The organism is Sodalis sp. RH14 (assembly GCF_047324285.1).
Taxonomy (GTDB): Bacteria; Pseudomonadota; Gammaproteobacteria; order Enterobacterales; family Enterobacteriaceae; genus Acerihabitans.
The window spans coordinates 2,796,718-2,816,407 of the sequence record NZ_CP178739.1; the positions used below are offsets into that span (position 1 = coordinate 2,796,718).

At 60.1% G+C, this 19,690-nt stretch carries 13 protein-coding genes; 10 read left to right on the plus strand and 3 right to left on the minus strand.

Features of this window, described 5'->3' with window-relative positions; translation table 11 throughout:
• Positions 1-21 precede the first annotated feature (21 nt).
• The 4 genes from ACL2XQ_RS12800 (at position 22) to hutU (ending at position 4,978) form a co-directional block, all read left to right on the plus strand.
• Positions 22-798, plus strand: coding sequence for an ABC transporter permease (locus tag ACL2XQ_RS12800; RefSeq protein WP_413723443.1), 777 nt, complete (start codon positions 22-24; stop codon positions 796-798).
• A complete protein-coding gene (locus ACL2XQ_RS12805) occupies positions 795-1,580 on the plus strand; it encodes an ABC transporter ATP-binding protein (RefSeq protein ID WP_410014930.1) in 786 nt (261 codons plus the stop codon). Before ACL2XQ_RS12800 ends, ACL2XQ_RS12805 begins: the two co-directional genes overlap by 4 nt.
• A 135-nt stretch (positions 1,581-1,715) precedes the next feature.
• Positions 1,716-3,275 carry a histidine ammonia-lyase gene (hutH, locus tag ACL2XQ_RS12810; protein ID WP_410014931.1) on the plus strand — a complete coding sequence of 520 codons (1,560 nt, stop codon included), beginning with the start codon at positions 1,716-1,718 and terminating at the stop codon, positions 3,273-3,275.
• Between the two features lie 17 nt (positions 3,276-3,292).
• Positions 3,293-4,978, plus strand: coding sequence for a urocanate hydratase (gene hutU, locus ACL2XQ_RS12815; RefSeq protein WP_413740451.1), 1,686 nt, complete (start codon positions 3,293-3,295; stop codon positions 4,976-4,978).
• Positions 4,979-5,057: 79 nt separating this feature from the next.
• Here the strand turns inward: hutU and ACL2XQ_RS12820 are convergent, their stop codons facing one another.
• Positions 5,058-5,939 carry a DMT family transporter gene (locus ACL2XQ_RS12820; protein ID WP_413740452.1) on the minus strand — a complete coding sequence of 294 codons (882 nt, stop codon included), beginning with the start codon at positions 5,937-5,939 and terminating at the stop codon, positions 5,058-5,060.
• A gap of 169 nt (positions 5,940-6,108) precedes the next feature.
• Here ACL2XQ_RS12820 and ACL2XQ_RS12825 point away from each other — a divergent pair, with 169 nt between their 5' ends.
• The 3 genes from ACL2XQ_RS12825 to ACL2XQ_RS12835 all read left to right on the plus strand — a co-directional run bounded on the left by ACL2XQ_RS12825 (position 6,109) and on the right by ACL2XQ_RS12835 (position 12,453).
• Positions 6,109-6,789: a metallophosphoesterase gene (locus ACL2XQ_RS12825; protein WP_410016818.1), complete on the plus strand. Its 681-nt coding sequence runs from the start codon at positions 6,109-6,111 to the stop codon at positions 6,787-6,789.
• Between the two features lie 173 nt (positions 6,790-6,962).
• The gene (locus tag ACL2XQ_RS12830; protein WP_410014934.1) at positions 6,963-7,211 is read left to right on the plus strand and encodes a GlsB/YeaQ/YmgE family stress response membrane protein; all 249 of its coding nucleotides are present in this window, start codon (positions 6,963-6,965) and stop codon (positions 7,209-7,211) included.
• Positions 7,212-7,881: 670 nt separating this feature from the next.
• A complete protein-coding gene (locus tag ACL2XQ_RS12835) occupies positions 7,882-12,453 on the plus strand; it encodes an Ig-like domain-containing protein (RefSeq protein ID WP_413740453.1) in 4,572 nt (1,523 codons plus the stop codon).
• A 54-nt stretch (positions 12,454-12,507) separates the two neighbouring features.
• On the opposite strand, the gene ACL2XQ_RS12840 is transcribed toward ACL2XQ_RS12835, so the two are convergent.
• Both ACL2XQ_RS12840 and ACL2XQ_RS12845 read right to left on the minus strand, forming a co-directional pair.
• Complete coding sequence (locus tag ACL2XQ_RS12840) at positions 12,508-13,608, minus strand: ABC transporter ATP-binding protein (RefSeq protein ID WP_410014936.1); 1,101 nt, start codon at positions 13,606-13,608, stop codon at positions 12,508-12,510.
• Between the two features lie 428 nt (positions 13,609-14,036).
• Positions 14,037-15,527: a PLP-dependent aminotransferase family protein gene (locus ACL2XQ_RS12845; protein ID WP_413740454.1), complete on the minus strand. Its 1,491-nt coding sequence runs from the start codon at positions 15,525-15,527 to the stop codon at positions 14,037-14,039.
• A 129-nt stretch (positions 15,528-15,656) separates the two neighbouring features.
• Here ACL2XQ_RS12845 and ACL2XQ_RS12850 point away from each other — a divergent pair, with 129 nt between their 5' ends.
• From ACL2XQ_RS12850 to ACL2XQ_RS12860, 3 genes are all read left to right on the plus strand, one after another.
• Positions 15,657-16,925: a 4-aminobutyrate--2-oxoglutarate transaminase gene (locus ACL2XQ_RS12850; RefSeq protein WP_410014938.1), complete on the plus strand. Its 1,269-nt coding sequence runs from the start codon at positions 15,657-15,659 to the stop codon at positions 16,923-16,925.
• Positions 16,926-16,946: 21 nt separating this feature from the next.
• Complete coding sequence (locus ACL2XQ_RS12855) at positions 16,947-18,404, plus strand: NAD-dependent succinate-semialdehyde dehydrogenase (protein ID WP_413731068.1); 1,458 nt, start codon at positions 16,947-16,949, stop codon at positions 18,402-18,404.
• 256 nt (positions 18,405-18,660) lie between these two features.
• On the plus strand, positions 18,661-19,689 hold the full coding sequence (locus tag ACL2XQ_RS12860; RefSeq protein ID WP_410014939.1) for an ABC transporter substrate-binding protein: 1,029 nt from the start codon (positions 18,661-18,663) through the stop codon (positions 19,687-19,689).
• Position 19,690: the final 1 nt, after the last annotated feature.

A 19,690-nucleotide genomic window follows, 5' to 3' on the forward strand; every position in this document is an offset into this window, starting at 1 on the left:
AAAGTACGGCACAACCCGCTGATGGTGCCGCTGCGCGCGGTTTCAACCGGGCAGCGCTGGTTTCTCGGGCTGGGTTTTTTTATCCTGTTTTTCGGCTTTTGGGCCTGGGCCACGTTCGCCGGCTGGGTGTCGCCGACCTTTTTGGCCGACCCGCTGACCATGGTGCACGAAGGCTACCTGCTGTTTACCGAGTACAATTTTTCGCTGGATATCGGCATGACGGTGATGCGCGTGCTGGGCGGATTTATCCTGGCGGCGGTACTGGCGGTGCCGCTCGGCATCATGATGGGGTCGTATAAACTGGTGGAGGCGTTTCTTGAACCTTTTGTCTCGTTTTGCCGCTACCTGCCCGCGTCGGCGTTTATTCCCCTGCTGATCCTGTGGGCCGGCATTGGCGAAATGCAAAAAATTCTGGTGATTTTTATCGGCTCGTTTTTTCAGATTGTGCTGATGATCGCGGTCACCGTGGGCGCGGCGCGGCGCGATCTGGTGGAAGCCGCCTATACCCTGGGCGCCTCGAACCGCAGTATCGTGCGACGGGTGCTGATCCCAGGCGCGGCGCCCGAGATTGCCGAATTGCTGCGCCTGGTGCTGGGCTGGGCCTGGACCTATGTGATCGTGGCTGAGCTAATCGGCTCGTCCAGCGGTATCGGCCATATGATTGTCGACAGCCAGGCGCTGCTCAATACCGGGCAGATTATTTTCGGCATTATCGTTATCGGCTGTATCGGCCTGATTTCCGATTTCCTGTTCAAGGCGGTGAACCGCCGCCTGTTTGCCTGGAGCATTTCCTCATGACCCCCGGAAAACTCGCCATCCGCCAGGTGTCGCGCGTCTTTAACGGCCCCAAGGGCCAGCAGACCCAGGCGTTGCTGCCCATCGACTACCGGGTGGAGGAAAACGATTTTATTACCATCCTCGGCCCGTCGGGCTGCGGTAAATCCACCCTGCTGCGGATTGTCGCCGGTCTCGATCGGCCCACCACCGGGGAAGTGTGGCTGGACGGGGGACTGATTGACGGCCCGGGCGCCGATCGAGGCATGGTCTTCCAGAGCTATACGTTGTTTCCGTGGCTGACGGTGGCGCAGAACATCTGTTTTGGGCTGCGGGAACGGGGCCTGAGCCCGGGCGTGCAGCGCGAGCGCTGCGATTATTTTGTCGATCAGGTCGGCCTGCGCGGGTTTGAGCAGCATTTCCCGCGCCAGCTGTCCGGCGGCATGCAGCAGCGCACCGCCATCGCCCGCGCGCTGGCCAACGATCCGAAAGTCCTGCTGATGGATGAACCCTTCGGCGCGCTGGACAATCAAACGCGGGTGCTGATGCAGGAATTATTGTTGAAAATATGGGAGTCGTCACGCAAGACGGTGCTGTTTGTCACGCATGATATCGACGAGGCCATTTTTATGGCCAATAAAGTCGCCATCTTCAGCGCCAGACCGGGACGGATTAAAACCGAGGTGGCGATAAACTTCCCCCATCCCCGTGACTACACCTTAAAGACCACGGCGGAATTTATGGCGCTCAAGGCGCGCGTTACCGAGGAAATACGCAGCGAAACGCTGCAAAGCATGGCGCTTTGACTTTGCAATCCGGACCGCAATGGTTCGCCAGGTTTCGCGGAGCAGGGCACAACAACGGGCCGCAACTGCGGCACCCGGGCGCAACCCAGTAATGCGCCCTAGTGCCGGTTTTACTTGTATAGACAGGAATAGATTATGTCATCTTCTGTAACATCTTTACGCCCATGCCGTCTGGTGCCGGGCGAGGTAGACCTGGCGACGCTGCGTGCCATCTATCATGGCGAGCTGGAACTGTCGCTTGATCCCGCCGCCTTCACCGCCATCAACGCCGCGCAGCAAACGGTGGAGGAGATCCTGGCCACCGGCGACGTGGTCTACGGCATCAACACCGGTTTCGGCAAACTGGCGCAAACCCGCATTCCCGCCGAACGGCTGGCGGAACTGCAGCGTAACCTGGTGCTGTCGCACAGCGTCGGCACCGGCGCGTTGCTCGAAGACAATGTGACGCGGCTTATCATGGCCTGCAAAGTGATAAGCCTGGCGCGCGGCCATTCCGGCATTCGGTTATCGGTGGTGGAGGCCCTGCTGTCCTTGTATAACGCCGGCGTCATGCCCTGTATCCCGGCCAAAGGCTCGGTGGGCGCCTCGGGCGACCTGGCCCCGCTGGCGCATTTGTCCCTGATGCTTATCGGCGAGGGGCAGGTGCGGGTCAAGGGAGCGCTGATAAGCGCGGTGGAAGGGCTGGCGCTGGCCGGCTTGCGTCCCATCGTGCTGGCGCCGAAAGAAGGGCTGGCATTGCTGAACGGCACCCAGGTTTCCACCTCGCTGGCGCTGGTCGGCCTGTTTGAAGCGGAACGATCCTTTGCCGCCGGGCTGGTGGCGGGCGCCCTGACGCTTGAGGCCATCAAAGGCTCGGTCAAGCCTTTCGACGCGCGTATCCACCAGGCGCGCGGCCAGGCCGGCCAGATAGCGGTGGCGCGGGCGGTGTCCACGCTGCTTGACGGCAGCGAAATCGTGGTATCCCATGCCGACTGCGGCCGGGTACAAGATCCCTATTCCATCCGCTGCGTGCCGCAGGTGATGGGCGCCTGCCTGGATAACCTGACCTATGCGGCGCGCATCCTGCAAATCGAGGCCAACGCCGCGTCCGATAACCCGCTGGTGTTTACCGATAGCGGCGAAGTGATTTCCGGCGGCAATTTCCACGCCGAGCCGGTGGCGTTCGCCGCCGATATCCTCGCGCTGGCGATAGCCGAAATCGGCGCTATTTCAGAACGCCGCCTGGCGCTGCTGCTCGATACCGGCCTGTCGGGCCTGCCGCCGTTCCTGATCAATGAAGGCGGCGTGAACTCGGGCTTTATGATAGCCCAGGTCACCGCCGCGGCGCTGGCCTCGGAAAACAAGTCCCTGGCGCACCCGGCCAGCGTCGACAGCCTGCCGACCTCCGCCAACCAGGAGGACCATGTGTCGATGGCCACCTTTGCCGCCCGCCGGCTGGGGGATATGTGTTTCAACACCTCGGTGGTGGTGGGCATCGAAGCCATGGCCGCCGCCCAGGGCATTGATTTTAACCGGCCGCTGAACAGCTCGGCGGCGCTCGAACAACAGCTTGTGGCTATCCGTAACCGTGTCGCCTTCCTGGCAAGCGATCGGCTCCTGGCGCCGGATATCGAAGCGATGCGTCTTTGGGTCGCTGAATTCACCCTGCCCGCGGAAGTACAATCCTTGTTACCCAGCTATGCGTCAACGCGCTAAAGATAAAGGAACCCCTGATGAAAAACGATTTTAGCAATGCCGTTTCACGTCCCGTCAGCGCGCCGCGCGGCACCACGCTGACCTGCAAAAACTGGCTGATTGAAGCGCCGTACCGCATGATCCAGAACAACCTCGATCCGGATGTCGCCGAGCGTCCCGACGATTTGGTGGTCTACGGCGGCATCGGCAAGGCGGCGCGTAACTGGCCCTGTTTCGAAACCATATTGCAAAGCCTGCGCGACCTGGAGGAAGACGAGACCCTGCTGGTGCAATCCGGTAAACCGGTCGGCGTGTTCCGCACCCATGTGGACGCGCCGCGCGTGATGATTGCCAATTCCAACCTGGTGCCGCATTGGGCCACCTGGGAACATTTCCATGAACTGGACCGGGCCGGGCTGATGATGTACGGGCAAATGACCGCCGGCTCCTGGATTTATATCGGCGCCCAAGGCATCGTGCAGGGCACCTTCGAAACCTTTGCCGAAGCGGGCCGCCAACATTACGACAACGATCTCAAGGGGAAATGGATCCTTACCGCCGGCCTGGGCGGCATGGGCGGCGCCCAGCCGCTGGCCGGCGTGCTGGCCGGCGCCTGCGTGCTGGCCATTGAATGCCAGGAGTCGCGCATAGATTTTCGCCTGCGCACCCGCTACCTCGACCGCAAGGCGTTTACCATCGACGAAGCGCTGGCGCTAATTGAAGACGCCTGCGCCAAAGGCGAGGCAATTTCCGTCGGGCTACTGGGCAATGCGGCGCAGATCATGCCGGAGCTGGCCAAACGCGCCGCCGGCGGCGGCGCCCGTCCGCATATCGTCACCGACCAGACTTCCGCCCATGACCCGCTCAACGGCTACCTGCCGGCCGGCTGGAGCCTGGAACAATGGAACCAGGCCAAAAAAGACGATCCGCAAAGCGTTATCAGCGCGGCCAGGGCGTCGATGGCCGAACACGTCAAGGCGATGCTGGCGTTCCATGAAATGGGCGTGCCGACGGTGGATTACGGCAACAATATCCGCCAGGTGGCGCTGGAGGAGGGGGTGGCGAACGCCTTCGATTTCCCCGGTTTTGTACCCGCCTATATCCGTCCGCTGTTTTGCGAAGGTAAGGGGCCGTTCCGCTGGGTGGCGTTGTCGGGGGATGCGGAAGATATCTATAAGACCGATGCCAAGCTCAAGGAGCTGTTTCCGGACAACCGGCTGCTGCATAACTGGCTGGATATGGCGCAGGAGCGCATCGCCTTCCAGGGCCTGCCGGCGCGCATCTGCTGGCTGGGGCTGGGAGAACGTCACCTCGCCGGGCTGGCGTTTAACGAGATGGTGCGCACCGGCGAGCTGAAAGCGCCGATTGTTATCGGCCGTGATCATCTCGACTGCGGGTCGGTCGCCTCGCCCAACCGTGAAACCGAAGCGATGAAAGACGGCTCGGACGCCGTCTCCGACTGGCCGTTGCTGAACGCCCTGCTCAGCACCGCCGGGGGCGCCACCTGGGTCAGTCTGCATCACGGCGGCGGCGTGGGTATGGGGTTCTCCCAGCATGCGGGCATGGTTATCGTCTGCGACGGCAGCGAAAAGGCCGATGAGCGCCTGGCGCGGGTATTATGGAACGACCCGGCCACCGGCGTGATGCGCCATGCCGATGCCGGTTACCCCGAGGCCATCGCCTGCGCGGAAAAATACGGCCTTAAGCTGCCGATGATTCGCTAACCGCCTGGCACGGCAACCACCGGCGGGGAACCCCGTCCCTCGCCGGCAATCCCCGCGCTTTCCCCCGCGCCTTCGCCCGTCAGGCTTGCCGCTCAGACGGCGACGGCGCTTTTTTATCGTGACGTGAAAACGCCGTTACTGAAAAAATAATCACCGCGGCGCCGGCAAACATGCCGGGGGTCGGCCGTTCGCCGAACAATGCCCAGGCAAAAAGAATGGCGTAGACCGGCTCCAGGGCGAAAAACACCGCCGCGGCGCGCGCCTTGACGAAACGTAAACTGGTGACCATCAGGCTGTGCGCCACGCCGGTACAGAATACCCCCAGCAGCACCAGGTAAAACCAGTCGCCGGCGGAGGCTTGCGGCAACGCGTGGAAAGCGAAGGGCAGCATCAGCAGGCAGATAACGGCGTTTTGACATAACGCCGCCTGTACCGGCCGGATACTGATGGCGGTAATGCGGTTGCAGATAATAAGCAACGCCAGCAGCGCGCCGGATAAAATTCCCCATAAAAACCCGCGCGTACTGCCGCTGCTGATATCAAACGACGGGCAGACCATCATCAGGCCAAGGCAAATCAGGACGATGAGCAGGATCTCGTTAAGCGAAATGCGCTCCCGGAAACCGATGCTTTCAAACAGGGTGGTAAAGGCCGGGAAACTGGCGAATCCAAGCGTGGCAATCGCCACGCCCGAGGCTTTGACCGAAATGAAGAAGGTGAGCCAGTGCCCGGCCAGGATAGCGCTGGCGCCAATGACCACCAGAGCGCTGCCGCCGCTGATGCGTTGCCAGCGAAAGCCGCGTACGCCGAGCATCAGCAGCGATAACGCCAGCACCGCGAACAGCGCGCGGCCAAATACTATGGCGGCGGGCGAGGTGGTAATGACTTTACCTAAAATGCCTGAAAGGCCAAAAAAGAAGGCCGCGATATTCAGCGAAACCAGGGCGTGGCGTTTATTCATACAGCATACCGGACAAAGGTGCAGACCTTCATGCTGCCCGTTATCAGGCTGTTTTAACAGCTTTTAATGACGTTTTATCATCGATTTCCCCTATGACAAGATTATTGATGTCCGCGTGTCCCAGCCTGCTATGCTGATAATGATGGCCTTGAGCTTATCGGGGGGGATGATGAATCAGATGATGCCGGAACAGATATACCGCAAAATCAACCCAGACGACTGGCGGCGTATCTTCGTGGTCGGGGATGTGCATGGCTGTTACGATTTGCTGCTGGCGAAACTGGCGCGCCAGCGGTTTGATCGCGCGCGCGATTTGCTGATCTCGGTCGGTGATCTGATCGATCGCGGCGCGCAAAACCTGCAATGCCTGGAACTGCTTGAACAACCCTGGTTCTGCGCGGTTCGCGGCAACCATGAGCAAATGGCCATCGACGCCCTTTCCCGCGGCGAAGAGAACCTGTGGCTGGCCAACGGCGGCCAATGGTTTTGGCGCCTGGATGAGGAACAGCGGCGGCGGGCGGCGGCATTGATTGAGCGCTGCGCTTATCTGCCGCTGATTATCGACCTTGAAATGGCGCAGCGTCATATTGTGATCGCGCACGCGGATTATCCCCTGGACAATTATCGCTACCAGCAGACCGTCGACCCCGAGCTGGTGGTGTGGAGCCGGCAGCGCATCAACCGCAACCAGCGCGGGCGCGGGGCGCCCATCAGCGGCGCGACGCACTTCTTTTTCGGCCATACGCCGCTCGAACGCGTCAGGCATTTTTATAATCAGTTCTATATTGATACCGGCGCGGTCTTCGGCGGGACGTTAACCTTGGTTGACATCACCAGCCTGCCGTTTTAGGCCTGGACATCGCGCCCGGTGTTTGCTATTCCGGTACTCAATGTTCTCTGTATTATTTCCAGCATAATCATGAGCATTGACTATAATAAAACAGGTTTCTGGTACTGCTCTTTCAGGCTAGGTATCCATCACGGATTTTTAAGTACAGGCAATCGCTATAAAGGAGTGTTGTTATGGGAATTTTATCTTGGATTATTTTTGGACTTATCGCCGGCATTATCGCTAAATTCATCATGCCGGGCAGGGACGGCGGCGGATTTATCATTACCATCATTCTCGGTATCATCGGCGCCGTGGTCGGCGGTTATATCAGCACGTTCTTTGGTTATGGACGCGTCGACGGCTTTAACTTCGGCAGTTTTGTCGTGGCGGTGATCGGCGCTATCGTGGTGCTGTGGATTTACCGGTTGGTACGCAGATAACCGGCGTTATGACCGCTCATACGCCGTAATCAATAATCAGGGTATTCCCTTTGCCTGCCTCAGTCGGCAGGGAATACCCGCTTCTCTCCCCCTTCACGCCTGCTGCTTTCCTGATTCATTCATATTATTTATTAAATAAATGAAGCTGCCTTAATGGCCCCTGTTAACCCGGATAAACCAGAGGTCCCAGCAAGGATACGTCATCTTCTTCATGAATATTATCCCTTTAAGCGCCGTTATCCCACGATGAATGCAGATTGCCAATTAATGCACGTAGTAGCATTAATACAGGCCATATTCAGGTATATCGGCCATAAAATATTATGAGTTATGTTTATTGAGTTTACAGGAAATTAAACATTAATTAAAAAAATTAAATAGTGACCAAGTTAATGCAATTCAATGAATTTAAAGGATTTGTAATTTTTTATCTATTTAATGGTTCAAGTGAATATTTTTAATTTCATTTCTGGTATGGTCTGCAATATTATCGACTAAAGCTATTTTCTTCGATATTGCTGCCAGTTATGCTGGCCTGTAACACTATTTAAATGGGGTCTTGTTACGCCGGATAACCTTTGCCGACGGCGGATTAATATGGCCGGGAATTGAAGTTATTGACCAGTGGGATAAATTGATGCTTTTTAAGAATCTCTTTAGCTATTATCAAATGAAAAAAATCCAATCTACGCCGCCGCCGGTAATTCATCAACGTTGGCGCGCGGTGGCGTGGCTGAATATCGCTTTCCAGATAGTCTTTCCGCTTAGCCTGTCTTTTACGCCGGCCATGGCGAAAGCCGCGCCCGCAGCGTTGCCGTCAACGGCGGCGCCCTTAATGGCCATCGCCACGGTTCCTTATGTTTTGGGGCCGGGCGAGACGACATTGTCGGTGGCGACACGCTATAACCTGACGCTGGAAGAGCTAAAAACGCTCAATGGACTGCGCAATTTCGCTAAATCGTTTTCCGCGCTGGGCACCGGCGACGAGATCGACGTTCCCCGCAGCCACACGTCTTTGTTTAACTCAGCCATCCCGGTCCAGTCATCTTCGCAGGCAGAGGATAAGCTGGCGCGCGGCGCACAGACGGCCGGCTCCCTGTTCTCGGGCGGCAACACCGGCGGCGCCGCCGCCGATTTGGCGCGTTCAAGCGTGGTGGGCGGCGCCGGGCAGGCGGGCGAGCAATGGCTGAACCAGTTCGGCACCGCCCGCGTCCAGCTCAACGCCGACCGGAATTTCAGATTTACCGACAGCGCGGTGGATTTGCTGGTTCCCCTGCGGGATACCGAACGCTCGACGGTATTTTCGCAATTAGGGGTGCGTAACAGCGACCAGCGCAATACGGTGAATCTCGGCCTGGGCGTGCGCACCGAAAAGGACGGCTGGTTGTACGGCGCCAATACTTTTTATGATAACGATATTACCGGCAACAATCGCCGGCTCGGCGTCGGGGCCGAAGCCTGGACGGATTATTTGCGGCTGTCGGCCAATAGTTATTTCGGCCTGACGGATTGGCACCCGTCGCGGGATTTCGCCGACTATAACGAACGGCCGGCCAACGGGTTCGATCTGCGCGCCCAAGCCTGGCTGCCATCTTACCCACAGCTGGGCGGTTCGCTGATGTTTGAGCAATACCGCGGCGATGAGGTGGCGTTGTTCGGTAAGGATAGTCGGCAAAAAGATCCCTATGCCCTGACCGCCGGCATTAACTATACGCCCATCCCCTTGTTCACCGTCGGCGCGCAGCACCGGACCGGCAAAGGCGGCGCGAACGACAGCAGCCTGAATTTCCAGCTGAATTACCGGCTGGGCGAATCCTGGCAGTCACATCTCGATTCCTCTAAAGTCGGACCGTCCAGAACGCTGGCCGGCAGCCGCTACGATCTGGTCGACCGCAACTATAATATCGTGCTCGATTATCAGCGTCGGGATCTGATCCGTCTGGCGCTACCGGCGCAAATCACCGGTGCGGCGGGCACGTCGGTTACCTTAACCGCCGACATCACCGCCGAACACGGGTTGGATCGCATTGATTGGGACAGCGCGCCGCTGCTGGCGAGCGGCGGGCGTATCACCCAGGTTTCTCCGCAGGCGATAACCGTTGTCATGCCGGCCTACCAGGGTACCCCGGGGGCGGACAATACCTATCGCATCAACGCGATAGCCCATGATAACCGGGGGAATCTCTCCAATCGGGCGGTGACCACGGTGAATGTGACCGCACCGGAAATCATTACCCTGGCAAGCCTGGCGGTAGAGAACAACAACGCGGTCGCCGATGGCCAAACCGCCATTCGCGTCCGGGCCAGGGTTATCGATGGCAACGGCAACCCTGTGCCCGGCGAGACGGTCGCTTTCAGCGCCGATAACGGCGCCACGGTATTATCCCCCACGGCGGTGAGCGATGACGACGGCTTTACCGAAACCGGTATTACCTCCCGCACCGTCGGTCCCGTTATGGCGCGGGCTAGCCTGGACGGCTCGTCGCAGCAGGCCGCCGTCGCCTTTGTGGCCGGCGGCGCCGACCAAACCCAGACACAGCTTGAAGTCCTGACCACGGGAAATAAGGCGGCGGATGGCATTGACGCGCATCGGGTCAGGCTGACGGTGCGCGATGCCCTTAATAATCCCATCGGCGGCCAGGCGGTGAGCTTTGGCGCCGACAACGACGCGCAGGTAACCCCCCTGGAGGGCGATGTTACCGGTGACGACGGCACCCTGATGGCGACCGTCGTGTCCTCCCGGGCGGGGCTGCAAACGGTTACCGCCACGGTGGGCGATTTTACCACCCGCGGCGTTGAGATGACGTTTATTGCCGGCAAAGCTTCCGAGGCTAATACCCTTATCCAGGTGCTGACCCAGGGAGATAAGATTGCGGGTTCACAAGCGCATCAGGTGCGGGTAACCGCGCGCGACGCCCAGGACAACCCGGTCGCCGGCGCGGTGGTGAAATGGGTGGCGGCGGGCGATGACGCGCATCTGTCCATCCCCGGCGGCGAAACCGGTGAGGATGGCACGCTGACGGTGGATGTGACCAGCAACCGGGCGGGGGTGGTCATTGTCTCCGCCGCGTTGCCGGGCTTTATCAAAGCCAGTGATGGCATGCGTTTTGTCGCCGGCGCCGCAGCGGAAACCCGCACCGTCGTCGAGGTTATCACCCGCGGCGACAAGATCGCCGGCGACAGCGACGGCCATCGGGTGAAGGTTACGGTGCGCGATGCCAATGACAATCCGGTTGGCGGACAGGCGGTGACCTTCGCCACCGCAAGCCCCGGCGCCACACTTTCCAGCCCCGGCGGCGATACGGCGGCCGATGGCACCCTCGAGGTCGGTGTCACCAGTAACCAGGCGGGCACGGTAGTGGTCAGCGCCACAGTGGCGGGCTTTACCCGGGACAGCGACGGCATGCGTTTTGTCGCCGGCGCCGCGGCGGAAACCCGCACCGCCGTCGAGGTGGTCACCACCGGCGATAAGGTGGCCGGCGACAGCGACGGCCATCGGGTGAAAATCACGGTGCGCGACGCCAATGATAATCTCATCAGGGGGCAGGCGGTCACCTTCGCCACCACCAGTCCCGGCGCCATGCTTTCCAGCCCCGGCGGCGATACGGCGGCCGACGGCACCCTCGAGGTCGGCGTCACCAATACCCTGGCGGGCACGGTAGTGGTTAGCGCTACGGTGGCGGGCTTTACCAAGTCCAGCGACGGCATGCAGTTTGTCGCCGGCCCCACGTCGGAGAGCCGCTCCACCATAGAGGTATTGACCACCGGTGATAAGGTGGCCGGCGACAGCGACGGCCATCGGGTGAAGGTCCAGGTGCGCGACGCCAACAGCAATCCCATTGCGGGGCAGGCGGTCAGCTTTGCCACCGTCACCCCTGGCGCCGCGCTGTCCAATCCCGGCGGCACGACAGCGGCCGACGGCACTATCGACGTGGGTGTCACCAGTACCCGCGCGGGCGCGGTAACGGTCTTCGCCACGGTGGCGGGCTTTACGTTAGCCAGCGACGGCATGACTTTTGTCGCCGGCGCGGCGGCGGAAAATACCACCTTGATAGAGGTCATCACCACCGGCGATAAAGAGGCCGGCCTTGAGGCCCATCAGGTCAAGGTCCGGGTGCGCGACGCCCACGATAACCCGGTTGCCGGGCAGGCGGTCACCTTTGCCTCCGCCAGCCCCGGCGTCACCTTTTCCCGGCAGGGCGGCGACACTGCCGCCGACGGTACGCTGGCCGTCGACGTCACCAGCGACCAGGCCGGTCTGGTCGTGGTTAACGCCGCGGTGGCGGGTTTCACCAAAGCCAGCGCGCCATTGAGTTTTATTGTCTCACCGGCCATCCTGACGCTTGATGTATTGCGTAACCGGTCGCTGGACAACGGCGCGGAATATAATGAAGTACAGCTGTTGGTGGAGAATGGCATGGGCGCCGGGATGGAGGGCAAGAGCGTCGTTTTCTCGGTGAACAATGGCGCGAGCCTGACGTCGCCGGCAAATGCCGTCACCGGCGCGGATGGAAAAGCCAAGGTTACCTTCACCAACACTCGTGGCGGTACCGCCACCGTGACGGCTCAGGTAGACGGCGTGGACGTCACGCAAGATACAATCTTCCTGTCTCCCCGGGCGATCAATTCCGTTTCGCCCGTCGCTAATCCTCACAGCTTTGGGCCAAACTCGGGTTTCCCCAACGTGGGTTTTGATGCGGGGCCGTATGCCGGCAGCAGCAAGCCAAGGTTCCAGATCAACCCTATGGGCAACATCGGCGACAATGGCAGTTTGACCTGGAGCAGTTCGAATGCGGTAAACGCGCCAATAGATGAGAACGGTATTGTTACCCTTAATGCCCGCCCCAGCAGTGAGGTCACCCTGATGGCGCGTGGTGATCAGTATTATTACACTTATAAATTTACTGTAAGAAAATGGCTTACCTATTATCGACCTAATTCCACCAACAGGTATTCGTGGGATGATACTCAAACATTGTGTGCCTCCAATGGTAAATCAATGCTGGTGGCGGCAGATCTGACCTCCGGCGTCAATCAGCGGGCGGTGGGCAGTATGTTTGGGGAATGGGGCGCGCGTCCCGGCGGCTGGCCGGGTGAAGCAGTAACGGAAGCGAATTCAGAGGGTTTTTGGACTAAGGATGGAAGTTATAACGGGCGCCCGGTCGTGAGCTTGTTTAATGGAGACCAAGTGGTGGGCCGCACCGATGGCGCCAGGTACAGGGAAGCGGCATGTAAAATGTAGGCCGGCGCCTGGCGCATATCCAAAGTAATAAAGGCTGGCATTGCCAGCCTTTGTTTATTGCAGGGTCACGGCGTCCAGCGCCCGCAGATGCCGCTCCTGCCAGGACAGGGTCACCGCGCCGCCCGGCACCCAGGCGGGGTCCAAATCGGCGGCGCTGAGTTTGACCATAAAATCGGGTTGTCCCGCCACCTCGGTTATCATGCGCACATGATCGCCCAAATAGATAAACTGCGTAATCCTGGCGCTAATTTGCTGCGACCCCGCCGGCAGCTGGCCGGCCGGCACATTGATTCTGACGCGCTCCGGCCGGATGCACAGCATGATCTTGCGCCCCGGCGAGCTGGGACGTACCTTCAGCGCGCGCAGCGAGGTGCCGTCATCCAGGACGGCGCGATAAAATTCATCCTCGCTGCCTGCCTGGGTAGCCAGCAGGCCGTTGTTCTCGCCGATAAACTGGGCCACGAAGCTGTTCTGCGGTTCCTCATACAGCGTGCTGGGGCTGTTGATCTGCTGGATAATGCCGTCGTTGAACACCGCCACCCGATCCGACATGGTCATCGCTTCGCTTTGATCGTGGGTGACATAGACGATGGTCAACTCCAGCGCCTGGTGCAGCGCCTTGATTTCCATCTGCATATGCTCGCGCAGCTGTTTATCCAGCGCCCCCAGCGGTTCATCCATTAATACCAGCTTGGGTTCAAACACCAGCGCCCGCGCCAGGGCCACGCGCTGCTGCTGGCCGCCGGACATCTGGGCGGGATAGCGGTCGGCGAGGGCGGTCAGCTTCACCCGATCCAATACCTTATCCACTTTTTCCTGGATATCGGCTTTATTCATGCGGCGAATCGACAACGGAAAGGCCAGGTTCTGCGCCACCGTCATATGGGGAAAAAGCGCGTAATTCTGGAACACCATGCCGATATCGCGCCGGTGCGGTGGAAGATGGTGCAGCGGCTGGCCGCGCAGGTAGATTTCGCCCTGGGTGGGCGTTTCAAACCCCGCCAGCATCATCAGGCTGGTGGTTTTACCGGAACCCGACGGGCCGAGCAGCGTCAGAAATTCGCCTTCGCCAATATCCAGGTTGAGATTTTTCACCACCAGCTTGTCGCCGTCGTAGGTCTTTTGAATATTTTTAAAACTCACGTAATTTTGCATAAGAAAATCCAACCTCGTAACTAGACCGGTTCGGAAACGACGTCTGTTAATGGGAGTTAAGCAGGCGCAGCGGTTTGCCGACGAGGTTATGGCACGAAATATGCTTATCCTAAGGCGGGCGGCATGTTTTTGTGCTTACGGTGAGTATATTTACCATCGCGCCCGCACCGCCACAAGCGATTTCCACGCTGAAAAGGCAAATATCCTGGGCAGGCTTAAGGTAAGCAAGCTCATGAATTTCTGCGCTTTTTATCCGTAAACAAGAGACCGCGCCGGCGTTCTTTGCCGTTCCCCCAGCAGGTCGGGCGCCTTGACGATTGCCGCGCTGATGTCGCCGGCATACCGCACCACAAAGCGGCAATCCGTTAATACTGCAACCCTTACCGTTCAGGCGCCGCGCGGGCGGCTTCGCCACTATCTGCGCCGTATCAACGCGGCGGCGCAACGGACACCGGTTGTCCCATGCAGCCCAGCAGGGTCATAAAGGCGCTTTCTATCCGCTCTTCGTCCACGCAGGCATATCCCAGCAATAACCCTTTTTTGCGCGCCGGGCCGAGGTAATAGGTCGACAGGGGCCTGACATAAACGCCTTGCCGTCCCGCCGCCTGCGACAGCTTGACATCATCGACATCGTCCGGCAGCGACATCACCAGATGCAGGCCGGCATTGCTGTCGTCGCGCAGCGCGTCCGCACCCAGATGCTGAAGGATCAAGCGGCTCAGGACGGCGCGGCGCTTACCGTACAGCAGGCGCATGCGGCGGATATGGGAGGCGTAATGTCCCTCGGCGATAAACTGCGCCAGGGCCAGTTGCGTTATCCAGTGACCGCCGCGATACAGTTCGGCGTGGGCCACGCGCATCTCATGCGCCAGCGCCGGCGGCAGCACCATATAGCTGATGCGCAGGCCCGGATACAGTGTCTTGCTGAAGGTGCCGATATAGATAACCGGCGCCTGCGGCGCCAGACTTTGCAACGCGGGAATAGGGTTGCCCGAAAAACGGAACTCGCTATCGTAATCATCCTCAATCACCCAGGCGTTATGTTCCTGGGCCAGCGCCAGCAGGCGCTGGCGCCGCTGCAGGCTCATTACCGCGCCGGTGGGGTACTGATGTGACGGCGTCACGCAAATCAGCCGCGGCGACGCCGCAACGGCCGTGTCCGGCGGGTTTAAACCCTGATCATCCACCGGCACCGGCTGTACGTCGACGCCGTTGATGGTCAACACATTGCGCATGCCCCAGTAGCTGGGTTCCTCAATCCAGGCGCGATCGCCGGGATTGCACAGCATTTTGGCCAGCAGATCGACGGCCTGGTGAGTGCCCTCGGTAATAATAATCTGCTGCGCGCTACAGTTCACCGAACGCGCCACCCGCAGATAATCCACCAGCGCCTGCTGCAGTTCCGGGCTGCCGCCCATGCGCGAATAGGTGAGGTAATCGGGCTTGATGCGCCGGATAAGCCGGGAATGGATACGGCGCCACAGACCGTGCGGAAAGCCGGACACATCAGGCACCCCCGGCATAAACGCCCCCCATTGATGGGGCGAGGCGCCCGACCGGGCCAGCAAATTAGCGCCGCGCGCCGAAAATTCTTCCCCGGCCGGGCGCTCGCAGGCGGGCTGCTGCTCGTTCACCGGCGCCATGGCCCCGTCGGGCATATGATCGGTCACAAAGGTGCCGCTGCCGGCGCGGGTAAATATATAGCCCTCGGCCAGCAGCTGTTCGTAGGCGGCGCTGACGGTATTGCGCGACAGCGCCAGTTCTTTCGCCAGGTCGCGCGTCGGCGGCAGGCGGCTGCCCGCGCGAATACCGCCGTCGAGGATCGCCAGGCGGATACAGTCATATAAACGCCGGTGCAGCGGCCCCCCGGTGCGGGCGGAGAGATGCTGCAGCAGCATATCGGTTAATAACGAACGCAATTGGCACCTGCAAAAAATTAAAACTGGCACTGGATTATAGAGCCACAAAGCGGATAAATAGAATCGGGAGTTAGGCTGGGATCTGTAATAGCGCACGTTTAGCCGCACCATTTTGGGAGAAGCAGCACCATGAACAACAGCGAACTGAACCAACGTCGTCTGGCCGCCACGCCGCGCGGCGTCGGCGTAATGTGTGATTTTTATGCCGCGCGGGCGGAAAACGCCACGCTGTGGGACGTCGAGGGTCGCGAGTATACCGACTTCGCCGCCGGCATCGCGGTATTAAACACCGGCCATCGCCATCCGAAAATCGTCGCGGCGATCAAAGGGCAGTTGGAGCTGTTTACCCATACCGCCTATCAGATAGTGCCTTACGGCAATTATGTCGAACTGGCTGAAAAGCTCAACGCCCGGGTACCGGTGGCCGGCCCGGCGAAAACCACGCTGTTCAGCACCGGCGCGGAAGCGGTGGAAAACGCGGTGAAAATAGCCCGCGCCTATACCCGACGCCCCGGCGTCATTACTTTCGGCGGCGCGTTCCATGGCCGTACGCTGCTGACGCTGGCGCTGACCGGTAAAGTCGCGCCCTATAAACTGGGATTCGGGCCGCTGCCCGGACAGGTTTTCCATGCGGCTTATCCCAATGCGCTGCACGGCGTGTCGGTCGACCAGGCCCTGGCCAGCATCGACAGCCTGTTCCATACCGATATCAGTCCTGATCAGGTGGCGGCCATTTTGTTCGAACCTGTGCAGGGGGAAGGCGGCTTTAACGTCGCGCCGCCCGAGTTTATCGTCGGCCTGCGCCAACTGTGCGACCAGCACGGCATTTTATTGATTGCCGACGAAGTGCAAAGCGGCTTTGCCCGTACCGGCAGGCTGTTCGCCATGGATCACTGCCCGCAGGTGAAAGTGGATCTGATTACCATGGCGAAAAGCCTGGGCGGCGGCATCCCCATTTCCGCCGTCGCCGGCCGCGCCGAGGTGATGGACGCTCCGGCGCCGGGCGGGCTGGGCGGTACCTACGCCGGCAACCCGCTGGCCGTGGCGTCCGCGCTGGCGGTGCTTGATGTAATTGATGAAGAACAGCTTTGCCAGCGCGCCCAGCGCCTTGGCGGCCATTTGGTGGAAGTGCTGCAACAGGCCCGGCAGACGTGTCCGTCCATTTCCGCCGTGCGCGGGCTGGGGTCCATGGTGGCGGTCGAATTTGCCGACCCGGCTACCGGCAAGCCTGACGCGCAGTACGCCAAGAGTATCCAAAAACAGGCGCTGGCACAGGGATTATTGCTGTTGACCTGTGGCGTGCACGGCAATGTGATTCGTTTTCTGTACCCGCTCACCATCCCCGATGATCAGTTCACCGCGGCGCTGGACCTGCTGAGCCGGTTGCTCAAGTCATAAATACGTAAGGATAGAAAGATGATGCAGCTTAATAACCCGCAATTGCTCCGTCACCAGGCGTTGATCGACGGTGAATGGTGCGACGGCGACAGCGGCGCGCGCGAAGCCGTCACCAATCCGGCGACCGGGGAAATACTGGCCGAGGTGGCGCAGGTGAGCGCCGCCCAAACGGCGCGCGCCATCGATGCCGCAGCGCTGGCGCTGGTGTCCTGGCGGGCGCTGACCGGTAAACAACGCGCCGTGCTGCTGCAAAAATGGGCTATGTTGATTGTCGCGCACCAGGAGGATTTGGCGCGGCTGTTGACCGCCGAACAGGGTAAATCGCTGGCCGAGGCGCGCGGCGAAATCGCCTATGCCAACAGCTTTATCGAATGGTTTGCCGAAGAGGGAAAACGGGTGGAGGGCAGCGTGCTGCAGTCGCCCCAGGCCCGGCAGCGGCTGCTGGTGCTGAAGCAGCCCATCGGCGTGACCGCGGCGATCACCCCCTGGAATTTTCCGGCGGCGATGATTACGCGCAAAGTGGCCCCGGCGTTGGCGGCAGGTTGCACCATGATTGTCAAACCCGCGGAACAAACGCCGCTTACCGCCCTGGCCCTGGCCGAGCTGGCGGTACAGGCGGGTATTCCGCGCGGCGTTTTGCAGGTGGTCACCGGCCCCGCCGCCGATGTGGGACAGGTGCTGTGCGCCAGTCCCGTGGTGCGCAAGCTGAGCTTCACCGGCTCGACCGAGGTGGGGCGTCTGCTGATGGCGCAATGCGCGCCAACTATCAAAAAACTTTCCCTGGAACTGGGCGGCAACGCGCCGGTACTCGTGTTTGACGACGCGGATCTGGACAGCGCCGTGGCCGGCATCATGGCCTCGAAATTCCGCAACAGCGGCCAGACCTGCGTTTGCGCCAACCGTATCTATGTGCAGCGGGGCATTTATCCCGCCCTGGTCGCCCGGCTGGTAGCCGAAGTGGCGCGGCTTAAGGTGGGCGACGGCATGGCGGAAGGCACCACGCAGGGGCCGCTCATCGATGCGGATGCCGTCGACAAAGTGCGCGCGCATATCGACGACGCGTTGTCCCAGGGCGCCACGCTGCTGGCCGGCGGTAAGCCCCACGCCTTGGGCGGCACCTTTTTTGAACCGACCCTGATAGGCGACGTCACCGGCAAGATGCGTTTTGCCCGCGAGGAGACTTTTGGACCCGTGGCGCCGCTGTTCCCCTTTAGCGACGAAGAAGAGGCCGTGGCTTTGGCCAATGCCACCGAATTCGGGCTTGCCGCCTATGTGTTTACCGGCGACGCCGCCCGGCAATGGCGCGTGCCCGAAGCGCTGGAGTACGGCATGGTAGGCGTGAATACCGGTCTTATCTCCAATGAAGTGGCGCCGTTTGGCGGCGTTAAGCAGTCAGGGCTCGGTCGTGAAGGATCGCGCTTCGGCATCGACGAATACCTGGAAATGAAATACCTGTGCGTGGCTATCGCCTCAGCGTGATAATCCGCTTTTCCCGGCCTGTCGCCGATACAGGCCGGCGAAGCAAACGCGGCTGCATCGCCAGGGTGCAACCTGTTGCAACTTTGCACGGCTTTAACGCATAACCCGGGTGCAACCCGGCATCCCTTCCACGCCAGACCCCCGTATTCACCGCGTGCGGACTCCCTGAAGAAAAAATGCCAGAGTGGCATGAAAGATGCTTGATGTATGATGCATCATTTAACTTTTCGTTGGCGCATTTTTTAGGGGACAGGATATGTTGAAACAATTAGCGGTATCCACATTGCTGGTCGGGCTGGCCTTCCAGGCCCAGGCGGAAACACTGACCGTGATTTCCTTCGGCGGCCAGAACAAAGTGGCGCAGGAAAAAGCCTTTTACCAGCCGTTTAAAGCATCGGGCAAAGGCGACATCGAGGCTGGGGAATACAACGGCGAAATGGCCAAGATCCGCTCCATGGTGGAAACCGGCCAGGTAGGCTGGGATCTGGTGGAGGTGGAAGGCCCGGAACTGCGTCGCGGCTGCGACGAAGGCCTGTTTGAAACCCTGGACTGGTCCAAGCTGGGCGATAAAAGCGAGTATGTGCCGGGTTCGGCCACCGAGTGCGGCGCCGGTATTTTCCTGTGGTCCACCGTGCTGACCTATGATGCGCAGAAACTGAAAAAAGCGCCGACCAGCTGGGCCGACTTCTGGAATGTGAAGGATTTCCCCGGCAAGCGCGCGCTGCGCAAGAGCGCCAAGTTTACCCTCGAAATCGCCCTGCTGGCGGATGGCGTAAGGCGCGAGGATGTCTATTCGCAGCTGGCGACGCCGGTGGGGGTTGACCGGGCCTTTCGCAAACTTGATGAAATCAAATCGAATATTCAATGGTGGGAATCCGGCGCGCAGCCGCTGCAGTGGCTGGTTTCCGGCGATGTGGTCATGAGCTCCGCCTATAACGGCCGTGTGGCCGCCGCCGCCACCGAAGGGCATGATTTCAAAATGGTATGGGACAACAGCCTCTACGATCTGGATAGCTGGGCCATCGTCAAAGGATCCAAGCATAAGGCCCTGGCGGAACAGTTTATCGCCTTCGCCAACCAGCCGGAAAACCAAAAGGTCTTTGCGGAAAATATTCCCTACGGGCCAACCAATAAAAACGCCATCGGCCTGATCGCGCCGGCGATTGCCGCCAACCTGCCGACGTCGCCGGATAACCTGGCCAATGCCCTGGCGGTGGATACGCAGTTCTGGATCGAGCATGGCGAAGATCTTGAGCAGCGCTTTAACGCCTGGGCCGCCCAGTAAG

Excerpts from the sequence above, each read along its gene's own strand:
- ACL2XQ_RS12835 (WP_413740453.1), top strand. The coding sequence starts at position 7,882 with ATGAAAAAAATCCAATCTACGCCGCCGCCGGTAATTCATCAACGTTGG.
- ACL2XQ_RS12850 (WP_410014938.1), top strand. The coding sequence starts at position 15,657 with ATGAACAACAGCGAACTGAACCAACGTCGTCTGGCCGCCACGCCGCGC.
- ACL2XQ_RS12855 (WP_413731068.1), top strand. The coding sequence starts at position 16,947 with ATGCAGCTTAATAACCCGCAATTGCTCCGTCACCAGGCGTTGATCGAC.
- ACL2XQ_RS12820 (WP_413740452.1), bottom strand. The coding sequence starts at position 5,939 with ATGAATAAACGCCACGCCCTGGTTTCGCTGAATATCGCGGCCTTCTTT.
- hutU (WP_413740451.1), top strand. The coding sequence starts at position 3,293 with ATGAAAAACGATTTTAGCAATGCCGTTTCACGTCCCGTCAGCGCGCCG.
- ACL2XQ_RS12800 (WP_413723443.1), top strand. The coding sequence starts at position 22 with ATGGTGCCGCTGCGCGCGGTTTCAACCGGGCAGCGCTGGTTTCTCGGG.
- ACL2XQ_RS12830 (WP_410014934.1), top strand. The coding sequence starts at position 6,963 with ATGGGAATTTTATCTTGGATTATTTTTGGACTTATCGCCGGCATTATC.
- ACL2XQ_RS12825 (WP_410016818.1), top strand. The coding sequence starts at position 6,109 with ATGAATCAGATGATGCCGGAACAGATATACCGCAAAATCAACCCAGAC.
- ACL2XQ_RS12860 (WP_410014939.1), top strand. The coding sequence starts at position 18,661 with ATGTTGAAACAATTAGCGGTATCCACATTGCTGGTCGGGCTGGCCTTC.
- hutH (WP_410014931.1), top strand. The coding sequence starts at position 1,716 with ATGTCATCTTCTGTAACATCTTTACGCCCATGCCGTCTGGTGCCGGGC.
- ACL2XQ_RS12805 (WP_410014930.1), top strand. The coding sequence starts at position 795 with ATGACCCCCGGAAAACTCGCCATCCGCCAGGTGTCGCGCGTCTTTAAC.
- ACL2XQ_RS12840 (WP_410014936.1), bottom strand. The coding sequence starts at position 13,608 with ATGCAAAATTACGTGAGTTTTAAAAATATTCAAAAGACCTACGACGGC.